This window comes from Thermococcus pacificus (assembly GCF_002214485.1).
GTDB lineage: Archaea > Methanobacteriota_B > Thermococci > Thermococcales > Thermococcaceae > Thermococcus > Thermococcus pacificus.
Window position 1 is genome coordinate 1,081,586 of the sequence record NZ_CP015102.1, and the last position, 12,192, is coordinate 1,093,777.

Consider the following 12,192-nt stretch of genomic DNA (forward strand, 5'->3'; position numbering starts at 1 on the left):
TTCGACTATCCAGTAGATCAGGAGACGAGGTACCTATAAGCAAGCAACTGGAGGTTCCAATTGTCATGGTCATAGATGTGCCCATTCATGAAGAGATCGAGACGGAAGTGCCACTAGATACCTACGTTACGGTTCCAGTGAAGCTCGTCACACGGGCCAGAGTTGTTCAAAATATAACAACCACTGTTGATATAAATGGGGAGCAGAAAGAGATCATTGTGCCCCTGGACACTTATGTTGACGTCCCCATTGACACAGAGGTAAGAGTCCACTTCAAGGACACTTTCCCGGTGACGGTGCCCTTGGACATGACCGTTGAAGTCCCTATAAACAAAACGGTGGTCGTTCCATTTGATGAGACCTTTAAGGTGCCGGTCCACATGGAGGTTAAGATCGAGAAGACACTTCAGGAGCTTGGCCTTGGGGACTTGATTGACCAGATTGTGGAAATACTGTTAGACGTCAAAAGCGCACTTGGTGGCTAGAGGTGTTTTATTTTTTCTTTGAAAAGTTTGCAGTTCACTGTAGAAAGTCTCTCTAAAAAGGTCCTTAAAATATTTCCCTGGGAAGATGAATAGGGCAATAAGTAGGCATGGGCAGGCCGAAACATCGCTATGGAATTAGGGCTATTATCAAACTGGGCTCCTCACCGGAGAGGGGAAGGCGAATAAGCCCGAATATAACGATTAAATACCGGCCATATATGGTCAGGGCAAAGACTGGAGTTGAGCGGGGGAATCCAAACCCCATTTCCTTTCCCACTAATTATCACGCAACTTCTCTTATAAGATCTGTTCTTTCGATAGGTGTGTGAAGGGCCGTCAGAAATCGGGGGAACCCAATGCAAAGTTATCCACTGCAAACCGATGCATCCAACGACCAAAAAACTAAACTTCCAGCGAATCTATAGCCACTTTAATCCACCGGAGATACGAGTTCAGCGTTCCTCTAAGGGCGGAGTTGTCCTTTGCTAAAAAGCGGATTACTACCTTTTTTCCATCCCTCAGAAACTCAATCCTGCTCCTCCTGTAAGGAACGCTCTCGTGCTCGTAGAGAACGCTCTCGTAAACGACCCTGGCGGTCTCTTCGTCCGGAAAAGAAAGCTCTATCACTCCCTCGATGGGCCAGGTCTCCTCTGCGCCTTTATCCCCAAGGCCTCCTTGTAGTCCCATCTCCGACCGTCCTCCATTATCCATATCTTGACGCTTATGAGCGGGCCGACCGGGTTCTCCTTATCAACATCGAAGCGATAGAAGTTGACCGCCATCCCGCGCGGGTGCCTCTCGATAACGCCGAGGACGTCCGTGTTGTACCTGTCGGCTATGCCGTGAAGGGAGCGCTCCCGTCTCGGGACGAATGTTCCGCCGGTGAGTTCTGCAAAGGCCTGGGCAAAGGCGACGTGGTCGAGCCCAACGCGCTTTGCAGTTGTAACCACGAAAGGCATCTCCTCACGGATGGGCCTTATATCCCTGTACCCCATCTCGCGCTGGAGCTTTATGCCGTGGAGATAGAGGTAGCCCATGTAGCCCCAGTCCTCGGGGTCGACCTTGATGAACGTCATCTTGAGCGGGTTCCCCTTCCAGACGTTGACTATCAGAAGACGCTCGTAGTTCCTGTCGTAGGCCTCCATGAGAAGGTCCTGGACGGTCTTCTTTCCCCTGGTTAAGTAGAGCGAATTGGGGAAGACCTTCTCCAGATCGTGGCCGAAGCTCCTCGTCCTCCTCGTCGGTCGGTGGGAAGTCGTTATCAGCATCATAGCCCTCACTCAAAACCCGCTTTGCTCACTAAAAAGCTTTCGAAACGAAAGAATCAGATGGCCTTAACGCGCCTGGCCACCCTTGGCCTGGGCTTGTAGAGTATCTTGCTGCCGCAGTAGGGGCAGCGAACCTCCCTGGTGTTCTCGAGGTCGAGTTCGACCTCCCTTCCGCACTTTGCACAGCGGTAAACGGCCATCACCATAACTATCACCTGAATAGAAGGAAGGGATCAGGCCTTGGAGGCCGTAACGCGCTTGGCGACCTTGCCTGCCGGAGTGGTCGGCAGGTAGGCACCGCCGGCAAAGGTGGCACCGCACTTCTGGCACTGCCAGATTCCTGTGCTTATCCTCCGGACGGCATTCCTTCCGCAGACCGGGCAGACGTGCTTCTGCTTCATCTTGGCCTCAACGGCCGCAACCCTTCTCCTTATCTTGAGACCATACCTCGGACCGAACCTTCCAGCGGAACCGACCTTAGTAGTCCTTCCCATGAGCATCACCCCTAATTATCAGCGATTTTCACGACTGGAAAGTGTTTCCGGAGACGTTTTATAAACCTTTGCATAACAAGCTTTGCTGACGCAAAGCTTGACCAAAGGGATTTAGGCCATTTAAACTCCAAACCGGGTGCGTGCACCCCGAGAATTTAAAGCTTTCTGTGGGTTCTCTGTTATGCACGCCTACTTCATCTTTTGGTTTCCACTGTTTCCACTTATATCTTTGGCGTCCTTTGGACGCCGTTTGTGCAGCGAAACACTCACCAAAGGGGCAAGTGAGTAAAACCCCTTCCAAAATTTGGACATTATAAGAAAGTACATAATTTTCCGCCAGCGCTTCGTGGGAAGCTAAGCTTCCCGACGTGTTGAGACCGTGTCTCAACATGCGAAGCAAAGGACTGAAAGGGGGCCATTGAGGATGTCGGCCCCCTGGGGGTCCCGACGTCATCGCAACCCAATACTCGTCGGGCGTTTGGCCTTACTCGCAAAGCCTTATAACCCTTAACCCAACCCCCTAATGGTGCGAAAGATGACTGGAACGGTAAGCAAGATAATCCACTTTCACGATGAAGAGGAGTTCCTCGACGACATGAGTGCGGCTATGGAGCGCTTCTCCTACCTGGCGAGCAAGTACGGCCACAACCCCATCGAGGGTGTTCTTCTGTGGGACTACGTTGGGGTTCGTGACGAGGAAGGCATAAAGATATTCCGTGTTGGTGAGTTCCCCTACTTCGAGGGCACCCTGAAGGTCGACCTCGAAACTCTCCGCGTTATGGAGCGCTACTTCGACGAGATGGAGAGCAAGTGGGACGAGCTCCGCGTTGAGGACATAGCCTACTTCGTCGAGATGCTCAACGAGGCTTTGGGAGAGGAGCGCGTTTACTACGAGGCCTACGACCTCGGTCTGGACAGGAACACGGCCTACATAATCCTCAACATCGCCAACCTCCACTACCTTGAGAGCGTCCTTGACGGGAGGGACAGGGAGATATTCGAGGAGGCCGTCGAGCTGCTGATGAGATATGTGTAATTGGACAAGTGCTTAAACCTGCAATTCGGTAATTATGTGATTACTTAATTGGGGGTGAGAACGTGCTCTTCAAGAAGAGGGGCGTCTTTACGGAGGAGGACGCGAGGAAAGTGGTGGAGTGGATGAGCACTCACCCGGAGGAACGGGAGCTTATAGTGATGGCTGAGAGCGTCACTGCCGAGGCCAAAAGGCGCCTCTGGGACTATGCAAGGGCGGTTCAACTCATGGCGGACATGACCGGCGAGGACAGGAGCGTTAAGGTCGAGGTACTCGAGGGTTTTGTGAGCGATAGGGTAAAGGGGCTTAACGTGGAGGAACTGTGAGGTGGTAGAGTGAGGCTCATAATGGCCGAGGTCTTCAACAGCTGGCAGGGCGAAGGGGGAAGCGTTGAAGGGAGTGCCTTTGGGAGAAGGCAGATTTTTGTCAGATTCGCCGGCTGCGACCTTCATTGCCAGTGGTGCGACTCCAAGGAGTACATCGATGCATCCCGCGTCTCCCGCTGGCGCTACGAGGTCGAGCCTTTCACAGGGAAGTTCGAGTACAGGCCAAACCCTGCGAGCGTTGATGAAGTCGTTGACGCCGTTCTGAGGCTTGATACGGGGGACATACACTCGATAAGCTACACCGGCGGCGAGCCGACCCTCCAAGTGAAGCCGCTGAAGGCCCTCATGGAACGCATGAAGGAGCTGGGCTTTGACAACTTTCTTGAAACCCACGGCGGCCTTCCGGAGCTGATTAAAGAGGTCGCTCACCTCGTCAACTACGCGAGTGTGGACATAAAGGACGAGAGTGCCGGAGCAACAGATGACTGGAAAGACCTCGTTCTTAGGGAGGTCGAGAGCATAAGAATCCTGAAGGAAGCCGGCGCGAAGACCTACGCCAAGCTCGTCGTTACTTCCGAAACGAAGCTCGAAAACGTCCGCTGGTACGCGGAACTGTTAAATGGATTGGCCCCGCTCGTCATCCAGCCGAGGGAGCCAATCGATGTCCCCCAAGAGAGGCTTATGGAGTTCTACGGCGAGGCGGCCAGGATAATGGGCAGGAAGAACGTCGGCCTGAGCTTCCAGGTGCATAAGTACCTCAACGTTCTTTGAGAGGGTTTTTAAGCCCCTTTTCCAACTCCTCCTGGCGATGATGACATTGGCCTTTGGGGTGAGTGATGCCCGGGATCGACGGCCTGAGCCTCCGTCAAATTTTTAAATCCTCCTCTTTTAGTAACCTTCGGAAAGATTAAGCGCTGGGGGTGAGTCCATGCCGGTCATCGAGGAGGTTGCGAAGAGGACCTTTGAGAGGATTGGAAGCCACTCCCACATAAAGGGCCTTGGACTCGACGAGAACGGGAAGGCCCTTTTCATGGCCGACGGCATGGTCGGACAGGTCAAGGCGAGGGAAGCGGCTGGAATAGCGGTCGAGCTCATCAAGCGCGGCAAGCTCGCCGGAAAGGGAATCCTCCTCGTCGGCCCGACCGGCAGTGGTAAAACTGCCATCGCTATGGGCATAGCGAGGGAGCTTGGTGAGGACGTCCCCTTCGTCCAGATAGCGGGCAGTGAGATTTATTCAGCTGAGATAAACAAGACCGAATTCCTCAAGGAGGCCCTCAGGAGGGCCATAGGTGTCAGGATAAGCGAGGAGAGGAAAGTCTACGAGGGCGAGGTCAAGGAGGTCAAGATCAACAAGACGAAGCACCCGTTCAACCCCTATGTCGAGGTTCCAGAGAGCGTTCTCATAACCCTCCGCACGAAAGACGACGAGAAGACCGTCAGGGCCGGCAGGGAGATAGCCTACCAGCTCATGGAGCTTGGTGTAGAGGAGGGCGACGTCATACAGATCGACGCCGAAACCGGCAGGATCTCCAAGGTCGGCACCACGAAGGAAGAAGAGGGGCTTTTCTTCAAGAGGAAGGTCAACCTTCCGAGCGGGCCGGTGCTCAAGATAAAGGAGTTCACCTACACAGTTACCCTTCACGACTTGGACGTTGCCAACGCCCGCGGAAACATCTTCGGCCTGCTCTTCAGCACCGGCGCGGAGATAAGCGACGAGATAAGGCAGCGCGTTGATGAGATGGTCAAGCAGTGGATCGAGGAAGGCAAGGCCACGCTCGTCCCGGGAGTTCTCTTCATCGATGAGGTCCACATGCTCGACATTGAGGCGTTCTCATTCCTCGCGAGGGCTATGGAGAGCGAGCTGGCACCGATACTTATCCTGGCAACCAACCGTGGAAGGACAAAGATAAGGGGAACCGACATTGAAGCCCCGCACGGAATGCCTATCGACATGCTTGACAGGCTGCTGATCATCAACACTGAGCCTTACAAGAAAGAGGAGATACGCGAGATCGTCAAAATCCGCGCAAAGGAGGAGAAGATAGAGGTCAGCGATGAGGCGATAGAGTATCTGGCTGAACTCGGCGAGAAGACCAGCCTGCGCTATGCAGTCCAGCTCCTGGCACCGGCGAGCGTCTTGGCCAGGGGCGGAAGAGTTGAGAGGGAGCACGTTGAGAAGGCCAAAGAGTACTTCGCCGACCTCAGGAGGAGCACTGAGTTTGTGGAGAAGCTCGAGGGAATGCTGCAGTAAACGGTTCTCCCCCTTTTCTTCATTGTCAGCCCTACGAATTCAGCCCACAACCTTTTTAAGTTTTGGTGTTTTAACCTCTGTCGGTGGGAATATGGGGAAGACTCCACCTTGGAAAGCCCTCTTCACGTTTCCGGCCGCACTGGCGATTCTGGGACTCCTGTGGGGGACAGGCCCCTCAGTCACTTACGTTCAGGTCAACGGTACCTTCTCAGGGGGGATGGTGGTGCCCTCCACAATAGCGGACGAGGTTGAGGACTATTTCTCGAATGTTAACGCTACCCTCTATAGCTTTGAAGCAAAGGTCGTCGGGGAGATGAACGCCAGCATAACCACCTATGCCCTAAAGGTTACCCCTCCCTTTGACCCGGACGGTTTTGAGATAATCATAAACGCGCACCCTGTTAACGGAACCACCTACGTCCCCTATGCCGAGGGCATACCCGTCAGCGTTAGGTACATGGGGCACAGCTATCGGTCGGTTCTCACCGTCCGCCCGACGAGGAGCGTTGGATCCTTCGGAGAATGGAGTGAGGAATACCTCGGCGGTGCAAATGGCAGCAGGCTCCTCAAAGTCGACAGTCTGACGCTGGTGGTCGACGTTGTGGAACCCGGCCACTATGACTTCGTGATCGTTAAGGAACCGGAGAACCTCGAGATCAGCAGGGACGGTCTAATACTCGAGGGGAATACGTCATGAGGCGGCTCTACTGGGCAGTTCCGTTCCGCCTCTTCCTGGCGGCTTACCTCTTCTGGAGCCTCACACTTCCGGCCTTGGTTGTAACGCTCCTTAACTGGGGGACGTTCCTTCTGGAATACAGATGCGGTGGGGAGTCAAAAGAGGCTGAAGAGCTGGTAGTTGTTGGTCTGGTGACGTCCTCTGCACTGATAGTCTTAGAAGAGGAGCTGTTTAGGGTGCTCGCCGTTGTTGAGGCGTTCTCGCTCTTCCTCCTTGAGTTCACCGCAGCGTTCTTTAAGTTGAAAGTGAGGGGTTCATAAGCCCCCCATTATCTCCATCAGCTTCCTGCTCAGCTTGAGGTGGAACTCGAACTCGTGGTAGGTTCTGCTCTCGGCAGGAAAGACCACCTTGAGCTCGTTCAGCCCCTGCTTCCCCCTGAACTCCCCGAATATTAGAATCCCGTTGACCTCGATGACGCCGAAGACCGCCGCGAGGTTGAAGAGGAGCGTCCTCAGCTGGTAGGCAGAGACATCGTGCCGTCCGAGCTTCTCCCTCGGGTATTTGAACAGGAAGTACTCCAGCCCCTCCATCTCGGCGACATCTGTAACAGCTATGTCAGCGGTCAGGAAAACCAGGAGCGTCGGCGTCATCCTGTCGTAGCGCTTCAGACTTTTCACGATTATCTCGTCGTTGTTGTGGGCAGGCTCATTGACGCTCTCGGCTATGATTATCCTGCTCTTCAGGGCCTCAAACTCCTTAAGGGCTATGTATGCCGCCTTCCGGCTCTTCTTCGTCCTCCTGTTGCTGAACTCCCTCAGGAGGGCGGCGTTTCTTACCTCGCGCCTCATATCATCCAGCTGTTTGTTCCTGTACTTGTAGTTCATCGCGTCCTCTATCTCCTTCTTCACGCCCTCGGCGACGACTATCTGGTAGCCGTTGAGGGGCCGGAACGAGGAAATGAAGCGGTGGTAGAAGAGGTTCGTATCTGGGGCGAAGACAACGCCCTTCTTCAGCCTCTCATAAAGCTCAAGGTTCTGAGCGAACTCATCAACGTTCTCGTAGCGGATTATGCCGGAGGATATGAAGCACTCGTAGAAGTCCGTGTACGTTGGAAGCTCGTTTGAAAGGCGCTCCGGAACCCTTTCGTTGAATTCGTGTCGGTTCACTGTCACGCTGACCCTGTAGCCGGTCTCTATTGGCTTTGCCCTCAGTAGCTGGAGGCCGTAGAGAGGATAGCTCACCCTTATCTCGGGCAGAAGGTTGAGCAGTATCTGGAGTTCAGGCTTCTCTATGACCTCACTGGTTCCCCACATCCCCATCACCGAGGAAGTTCTTAATCGGCTGCATGTGGGTCGGTATCATCATGTAGGGCCTGTCCGGGAAGTCCGGATCGAGGAGCCCCATGTAGACTATGAACTCCACGGGGAACTTCCTTACCTGGACTATCGCTGCCGCTACAAGCGCCTTTCTCCCAGAGGTTATGTCCAGCCCTATCCTGTAGCCTTCCCGCTCCAGCCTTGAGAATAGCTCTCGAAACTTCTTATCCGCCACGAAGAAGCCGTAGTTGGGCACTACTTCCGTCTCTATGATCGGATCTAAGTTGTATGCCTTTGAAATTGTCTCGAGGGCCTTCACCACCTTGGGTAGGTTGTCTTTGTACCTCTCCTCCGTGAAGACGTATATCCTGTCCGCCTTCTTGCCCATCGTTAAAAGCTTGTAATAAGTGTTCACGACCGCCCACGGAAAGCGGCCCAGCAGGGTTATGTAAGCAACCTTCGTCATGTTAAACTCCCCCAGAGGTAAGTAATAATCCAGTAGGTGGCTGCGAGGATAGCTGGCCTCCAGCCGGCCTTTCCCAGAACCGCCTTGTATGCGAGTGTGTAGGGTATGAGGGCCATGACTAAGTATTCCAACCCCCGGGTCTCTCCTATCCCGATCCCCGTCACGGCGAAGAGGGAGATTAAAGCTCCCGCCACCCCAGCAGGAACCGTTAAAACTGTCAGCATTAGCAAATCAGCAGCTTTCGCGGAACTCCCCTCAGGGATTAGAACCAGCCAGAAGAGGAAGCTCAGGACAAGGAAATGGAGCAGCAGCTGCCAGAACCCCACCTCAAGGCCGGGCTCCCCTCTCGAGGGGAGGTAGTAGAAGTAGGCCGCCCCAAAGGCATAGGCAAGGGTCATTATGAGGGAAACCCCCCACTTCATCTGGGCGGGGGTGATGTTCTCTTTCACGTTCCGCACCGTTAGTTTATTAGCACCATCCCGTACAAAACGCTTTCGGAGAAGTCGATTTTCACCAACTTGCCTATCTCTATTCCGATCGCGTTGATGCTCGGTCTCACCGTGGTCGGGAACCTGCATGCTTGACCGTGCTCAAAGGGGCAGTCGTCGCAGAGGTTGCAGCTGCCGGGGAAGAGCGCCATCGCGTACATGTGGCCCTCCTTGAACAGTTCCTCCTCCCTTTTGAGCAGATAAAGGAGTGCCTTCCTCTTTTCCCCCTCGAAGTTCTCCATGTCTATCTCGAACTTTATCAGAAAGGCCCTCCTGAAGTGTCCCACCCAGTCCTTCGCCTCCCTCCAGTTGGGAGCATAGGGCGGGCAGCTCGGTCTCTTACCGTACATCGGACAGGCGCGGCACTTCCAGACGGGCCTCGGCGAGACGACTATTTCCGAGGCGTCAATCTCCCTTTCCCAGAGCACTCTCATGGGGCATCAAGAAGAGAAGGAAAGAATCCTTAAAAATCAATCCATGAGCCTTCCACCGTTGACGTCTATGAGTTCTCCGGTTATGTGGTCGTTCTCCAGCAGGAAAATCACCGCGTGGGCTATCTCCTCCGGCTTGGCTATCTCCCCCGTCAGGGACAGTTTCTTGAGCTTCTCCTTTATGTCGGGGCTTATTAGCTCGGTGTCTACCGGGCCGGGAGCGACAGCGTTGACGAGTATGTCCGGCGCCAGGTGCCTCGCGAGGTTGAAGGTGAGGGCTATGAGGCCGCCCTTCGAGGCTGCGTAGTGGGGCCCAACGGTTCCTCCATCCTTCCCGGCTATGGAGGCTATGTTGACTATCTTGCCCTTCTTCATGTACCTCAGAACTTCCTGCGTCACTATGAAGGCCCCCTTGAGGTTTACTCCAAGAACCGCGTCCCAGTCCTCATCGGTAACTTCCATCGGCCTCAGGGCCTTCCCGAGTATACCGGCGTTGTTCACCAGTATGTCTATCCTCCCAAAGTGCCCAACGACCTCCTCCACCATCTTCCTGACTTCCTCCCGGTTGCTAACGTCCGCCTTAACTGCGATGGCATCGACGCCGTGGGAACGGCAGAGCTCGACGGTTTTCCAGGCCCCTTCCGCGCTGTGGGCGTAGTTTACAGCCACGTTTGCCCCCTTCCGGGCAAGGGCAACCGCTATGGCCCTCCCTATTCCTCTCCCAGCTCCGGTAACGAGGGCAACCTTTCCGGCCAGCTCCATGGGAACCACCGGTTAAACTTATGCCCTTCGGTTAATAAAGCCTAACGCCGAAATATTTTTACGTTTGAAAAACCATCTATTCATATGAAGCGTGTCCTGGTAGTGCTGCTCTTGGCCTTTGGGATGGTGGTCTCCGGCTGCATTGGGTCGGAGAAGGAGAAAGGAGGGGTTAGGATGGATTTGGAGATAGGTTCGGTATTTCACGACGGTGACTACATACCCGTCGAGTTCACTTGCGACGGGGAAGATGTGAACCCACCGATATTCATCGGGCACATCGACCCCAACGTGAAGAGCCTCGTCATCATAATGGACGACCCGGATGCGCCAATGGGTACGTTCACCCACTGGATAGCGTGGAACATCCCGCCGCTCGGGGAGATTCCGAAGGGCGTTCCTCCGAAGGGCGTCGTAGAGGCTCCCGTGAGGATGGTTCAGGGAAGGAACGACTTCGGAAAGATCGGCTACGGCGGTCCCTGCCCCCCGAAGGGGCACGGCGTCCACCACTATCACTTCAAGATCTACGCCCTAGACACGGTTCTTGAGCTCGATCCCGGGACGAGCAGAAAAGAACTGGAAAAGGCCATGGAAGGCCACATCATTCAGATGGGAGAACTGGTGGGGCTCTACGAGAGGAAGTGATTCTCCCTTAATGGGAGGATTTTATCTTTCCCTTCAGTTCCATGAGCTTTACCACGAGGTTTATCGCACTCTGGAGCGCCGACAGGAAGTTCAGCGTGAAGAATATCCAGTCCCCGATTATGTAGGAGTACACTGTCAGCATGCTCGCCGCGGTCACATATATCACGATGAACTCTAGGTTCAGCGGGCAGTGCCTCTTTCTCACGGTCTCCAGGGTCTGGGGAACCCATGAACCGACCAGCAATAGCATTCCAATGAGTCCTATTATCTCTCCACCGTTCATTTCTCTCACCCGGACGGGGAACGAGGGGGCATAAAAAAGCCTTGTGGCGTGGTTAGTGTTAAAACCATGGTGCTGAAAGGAGAAAATAGACAGGTTTAAGCTAAAGCTGGCTTGCGAGCCGCGACATGGTCCAGGTCTTCACGTCATCGTCCATTATGCCGTTGATTATCTCCATTGCCTCTGAGACGTTCCCCCTCTTCGCGAGGGCCAGTGCCACCTCGGCCTCGACCTTGGACTTGTTCGAGAGGTCCGTTATGTAGCCCGCTATGCGAAGCGCCTCCTCCGGGTTGCCCATGTTCAGGAATTCGAAGGCCAGACTCATGAGCGCCTTTGTGCTCTCTTCCCTGCTATCTATGTCGAGGGCGGCCTTTATAGCCCTCTCCAGCGCGTCTGAATAATCCCTCCCGGACTTTGCAACCTCGACCGCTATGTTCGAGAAAGCCTTCGAGCGTATCACTCTGTCGGGTATTCCGTCCGCCATGGCGAGGGCTTCGTTTATCTTCCCGGATTCGACCAGCTTCATGACGGCCTCGTAGAGAGCCCGGGAACGGTACCATTCCTGCATGGTGACCCCCAAGGTTATTTCATCCCCCTGGATTTAAGGCTTCTGTTCTATTATTTTGCCGCTCCAAGGAGCAGGGTTTATAACCCATGCCGAGAACCTCTAAGAGGTGATATGGATGAAAAAACTTGGAATGGTGCTTTTGCTCATGCTCCTCATCGGTTTTGCGGCGGGCTGCATCTCGAATTCAAACACTTCCACACAGTCCCAGACGACCTCAACGGGCCCCGAGTACGTGGTCATCAACGGGACGAAGATCTATCTCAATCAGATACACTTCTACATGTACGGCCTGAAGACCTGCCCCCACTGCAGGGCAATGAAGGAGGAGATACCCAAGGTCTACGGCAATGACAGCCTGACATACTACGAGCTCATGAACAACGAGACGAACATGAAGCTCTTTGAGACGCAGTACACCTACACCGGGATAAGCGGTGTCCCCGCGATAGCCATAGCCTACGGTGGGAACCTTACGGCCATCATTGAGGGCGAATACAACGTCTCCGCCACACCCAAAATAATATACACCTCGATGGAGAACAGGGCGGTGGTACTCTTCGTCGGCGGCAAGGCCTACCTGCTCAAGAACCAGACTATAATAAGCACCTTAAAGGCCATATACATCGAGCACAGGCTCCCTGAAAACGAAACCGGATGATAGAACCTCCTGTTCTCAACCTTTTGTTTTAGAAACGCAGAAAAAGGG

21 protein-coding genes are annotated in these 12,192 nt (G+C 54.2%); 9 read left to right on the forward strand and 12 right to left on the reverse strand.

All coding sequences use genetic code 11. The features are described from left to right. Nucleotides 1-65: 65 nt before the first annotated feature. Nucleotides 66-485 carry a hypothetical protein gene (locus A3L08_RS06030; RefSeq protein WP_088854161.1) on the forward strand — a complete coding sequence of 140 codons (420 nt, stop codon included), beginning with the start codon at nt 66-68 and terminating at the stop codon, nt 483-485. 127 nt (nt 486-612) lie between these two features. Here A3L08_RS06030 and A3L08_RS09905 read toward each other — a convergent pair whose 3' ends face one another. The 5 genes from A3L08_RS09905 to A3L08_RS06050 form a co-directional block, all read right to left on the reverse strand. Further along, a complete protein-coding gene (locus tag A3L08_RS09905; RefSeq protein ID WP_157721591.1) occupies nt 613-762 on the reverse strand; it encodes a hypothetical protein in 150 nt (49 codons plus the stop codon). A gap of 125 nt (nt 763-887) precedes the next feature. Further along, nucleotides 888-1,172: a KEOPS complex subunit Pcc1 gene (gene pcc1, locus A3L08_RS06035; RefSeq protein ID WP_088854162.1), complete on the reverse strand. Its 285-nt coding sequence runs from the start codon at nt 1,170-1,172 to the stop codon at nt 888-890. After that, nucleotides 1,109-1,756 carry a ribosomal biogenesis protein gene (locus tag A3L08_RS06040; RefSeq protein WP_088854163.1) on the reverse strand — a complete coding sequence of 216 codons (648 nt, stop codon included), beginning with the start codon at nt 1,754-1,756 and terminating at the stop codon, nt 1,109-1,111. The genes pcc1 and A3L08_RS06040 overlap by 64 nt, the downstream gene beginning before the upstream one ends. A gap of 53 nt (nt 1,757-1,809) precedes the next feature. Then, the gene (locus tag A3L08_RS06045) at nt 1,810-1,959 is read right to left on the reverse strand and encodes a DNA-directed RNA polymerase subunit P (RefSeq protein WP_014788082.1); all 150 of its coding nucleotides are present in this window, start codon (nt 1,957-1,959) and stop codon (nt 1,810-1,812) included. A gap of 27 nt (nt 1,960-1,986) precedes the next feature. After that, nucleotides 1,987-2,247, reverse strand: a complete 261-nt coding sequence (locus tag A3L08_RS06050) for a 50S ribosomal protein L37ae (RefSeq protein ID WP_088854164.1) — start codon at nt 2,245-2,247, stop codon at nt 1,987-1,989. Nucleotides 2,248-2,782: 535 nt separating this feature from the next. Here A3L08_RS06050 and A3L08_RS06055 point away from each other — a divergent pair. The 6 genes from A3L08_RS06055 (at nt 2,783) to A3L08_RS06080 (ending at nt 6,853) form a co-directional block, all read left to right on the forward strand. Next, the gene (locus A3L08_RS06055) at nt 2,783-3,283 is read left to right on the forward strand and encodes a hypothetical protein (RefSeq protein ID WP_088854165.1); all 501 of its coding nucleotides are present in this window, start codon (nt 2,783-2,785) and stop codon (nt 3,281-3,283) included. A 62-nt stretch (nt 3,284-3,345) separates the two neighbouring features. Beyond that, entirely contained in the window at nt 3,346-3,606 is a 261-nt protein-coding gene (locus tag A3L08_RS06060) for a hypothetical protein (RefSeq protein ID WP_088854166.1), read from the forward strand. A gap of 9 nt (nt 3,607-3,615) precedes the next feature. Beyond that, complete coding sequence (locus tag A3L08_RS06065) at nt 3,616-4,377, forward strand: 7-carboxy-7-deazaguanine synthase QueE (protein ID WP_088854167.1); 762 nt, start codon at nt 3,616-3,618, stop codon at nt 4,375-4,377. Between the two features lie 157 nt (nt 4,378-4,534). Beyond that, the gene (locus tag A3L08_RS06070; protein ID WP_088854168.1) at nt 4,535-5,857 is read left to right on the forward strand and encodes a RuvB-like helicase; all 1,323 of its coding nucleotides are present in this window, start codon (nt 4,535-4,537) and stop codon (nt 5,855-5,857) included. Nucleotides 5,858-5,948: 91 nt separating this feature from the next. Further along, on the forward strand, nt 5,949-6,554 hold the full coding sequence (locus A3L08_RS06075; protein WP_088854169.1) for a hypothetical protein: 606 nt from the start codon (nt 5,949-5,951) through the stop codon (nt 6,552-6,554). Then, nucleotides 6,551-6,853, forward strand: coding sequence for a hypothetical protein (locus tag A3L08_RS06080; RefSeq protein ID WP_088854170.1), 303 nt, complete (start codon nt 6,551-6,553; stop codon nt 6,851-6,853). The genes A3L08_RS06075 and A3L08_RS06080 overlap by 4 nt, the downstream gene beginning before the upstream one ends. Here A3L08_RS06080 and A3L08_RS06085 read toward each other — a convergent pair. From A3L08_RS06085 to A3L08_RS06105, 5 genes are read right to left on the reverse strand one after another with little or no spacing between them, the layout of a single operon-like run. Next, entirely contained in the window at nt 6,848-7,846 is a 999-nt protein-coding gene (locus A3L08_RS06085) for a PIN domain-containing protein (RefSeq protein WP_088854171.1), read from the reverse strand. The genes A3L08_RS06080 and A3L08_RS06085 overlap by 6 nt on opposite strands. Beyond that, a complete protein-coding gene (locus A3L08_RS06090) occupies nt 7,830-8,315 on the reverse strand; it encodes a hypothetical protein (RefSeq protein ID WP_088854172.1) in 486 nt (161 codons plus the stop codon). Before A3L08_RS06090 ends, A3L08_RS06085 begins: the two co-directional genes overlap by 17 nt. Beyond that, the gene (locus A3L08_RS06095) at nt 8,312-8,764 is read right to left on the reverse strand and encodes a hypothetical protein (RefSeq protein ID WP_088854173.1); all 453 of its coding nucleotides are present in this window, start codon (nt 8,762-8,764) and stop codon (nt 8,312-8,314) included. The genes A3L08_RS06090 and A3L08_RS06095 overlap by 4 nt, the downstream gene beginning before the upstream one ends. An 11-nt stretch (nt 8,765-8,775) precedes the next feature. Next, nucleotides 8,776-9,237 carry a DUF2284 domain-containing protein gene (locus tag A3L08_RS06100; RefSeq protein WP_088854174.1) on the reverse strand — a complete coding sequence of 154 codons (462 nt, stop codon included), beginning with the start codon at nt 9,235-9,237 and terminating at the stop codon, nt 8,776-8,778. A 36-nt stretch (nt 9,238-9,273) separates the two neighbouring features. Next, nucleotides 9,274-9,996, reverse strand: coding sequence for an SDR family NAD(P)-dependent oxidoreductase (locus tag A3L08_RS06105; protein ID WP_088854175.1), 723 nt, complete (start codon nt 9,994-9,996; stop codon nt 9,274-9,276). A gap of 174 nt (nt 9,997-10,170) precedes the next feature. On the opposite strand from A3L08_RS06105, the gene A3L08_RS06110 reads away from it, so the two are divergent. After that, a complete protein-coding gene (locus A3L08_RS06110; protein ID WP_088854901.1) occupies nt 10,171-10,638 on the forward strand; it encodes a YbhB/YbcL family Raf kinase inhibitor-like protein in 468 nt (155 codons plus the stop codon). Nucleotides 10,639-10,645: 7 nt separating this feature from the next. Here A3L08_RS06110 and A3L08_RS06115 read toward each other — a convergent pair whose 3' ends face one another. Together A3L08_RS06115 and A3L08_RS06120 are read right to left on the reverse strand one after the other, a co-directional pair. Then, nucleotides 10,646-10,921 carry a hypothetical protein gene (locus A3L08_RS06115; RefSeq protein WP_088854176.1) on the reverse strand — a complete coding sequence of 92 codons (276 nt, stop codon included), beginning with the start codon at nt 10,919-10,921 and terminating at the stop codon, nt 10,646-10,648. Nucleotides 10,922-11,021: 100 nt separating this feature from the next. Next, a complete protein-coding gene (locus A3L08_RS06120; protein ID WP_088854177.1) occupies nt 11,022-11,486 on the reverse strand; it encodes a hypothetical protein in 465 nt (154 codons plus the stop codon). Nucleotides 11,487-11,601: 115 nt separating this feature from the next. Here A3L08_RS06120 and A3L08_RS06125 point away from each other — a divergent pair, with 115 nt between their 5' ends. Then, on the forward strand, nt 11,602-12,144 hold the full coding sequence (locus A3L08_RS06125; RefSeq protein ID WP_088854178.1) for a glutaredoxin: 543 nt from the start codon (nt 11,602-11,604) through the stop codon (nt 12,142-12,144). Nucleotides 12,145-12,192 lie beyond the last annotated feature (48 nt).

Excerpts from the sequence above, each read along its gene's own strand:
- A3L08_RS06030 (WP_088854161.1), top strand. The coding sequence starts at position 66 with ATGGTCATAGATGTGCCCATTCATGAAGAGATCGAGACGGAAGTGCCA.
- pcc1 (WP_088854162.1), bottom strand. The coding sequence starts at position 1,172 with ATGGGACTACAAGGAGGCCTTGGGGATAAAGGCGCAGAGGAGACCTGG.
- A3L08_RS06040 (WP_088854163.1), bottom strand. The coding sequence starts at position 1,756 with ATGATGCTGATAACGACTTCCCACCGACCGACGAGGAGGACGAGGAGC.
- A3L08_RS06045 (WP_014788082.1), bottom strand. The coding sequence starts at position 1,959 with ATGGTGATGGCCGTTTACCGCTGTGCAAAGTGCGGAAGGGAGGTCGAA.
- A3L08_RS06050 (WP_088854164.1), bottom strand. The coding sequence starts at position 2,247 with ATGGGAAGGACTACTAAGGTCGGTTCCGCTGGAAGGTTCGGTCCGAGG.
- A3L08_RS06055 (WP_088854165.1), top strand. The coding sequence starts at position 2,783 with ATGACTGGAACGGTAAGCAAGATAATCCACTTTCACGATGAAGAGGAG.
- A3L08_RS06070 (WP_088854168.1), top strand. The coding sequence starts at position 4,535 with ATGCCGGTCATCGAGGAGGTTGCGAAGAGGACCTTTGAGAGGATTGGA.
- A3L08_RS06075 (WP_088854169.1), top strand. The coding sequence starts at position 5,949 with ATGGGGAAGACTCCACCTTGGAAAGCCCTCTTCACGTTTCCGGCCGCA.
- A3L08_RS06080 (WP_088854170.1), top strand. The coding sequence starts at position 6,551 with ATGAGGCGGCTCTACTGGGCAGTTCCGTTCCGCCTCTTCCTGGCGGCT.
- A3L08_RS06085 (WP_088854171.1), bottom strand. The coding sequence starts at position 7,846 with ATGTGGGGAACCAGTGAGGTCATAGAGAAGCCTGAACTCCAGATACTG.
- A3L08_RS06090 (WP_088854172.1), bottom strand. The coding sequence starts at position 8,315 with ATGACGAAGGTTGCTTACATAACCCTGCTGGGCCGCTTTCCGTGGGCG.
- A3L08_RS06100 (WP_088854174.1), bottom strand. The coding sequence starts at position 9,237 with ATGAGAGTGCTCTGGGAAAGGGAGATTGACGCCTCGGAAATAGTCGTC.
- A3L08_RS06105 (WP_088854175.1), bottom strand. The coding sequence starts at position 9,996 with ATGGAGCTGGCCGGAAAGGTTGCCCTCGTTACCGGAGCTGGGAGAGGA.
- A3L08_RS06110 (WP_088854901.1), top strand. The coding sequence starts at position 10,171 with ATGGATTTGGAGATAGGTTCGGTATTTCACGACGGTGACTACATACCC.
- A3L08_RS06115 (WP_088854176.1), bottom strand. The coding sequence starts at position 10,921 with ATGAACGGTGGAGAGATAATAGGACTCATTGGAATGCTATTGCTGGTC.
- A3L08_RS06120 (WP_088854177.1), bottom strand. The coding sequence starts at position 11,486 with ATGCAGGAATGGTACCGTTCCCGGGCTCTCTACGAGGCCGTCATGAAG.
- A3L08_RS06125 (WP_088854178.1), top strand. The coding sequence starts at position 11,602 with ATGAAAAAACTTGGAATGGTGCTTTTGCTCATGCTCCTCATCGGTTTT.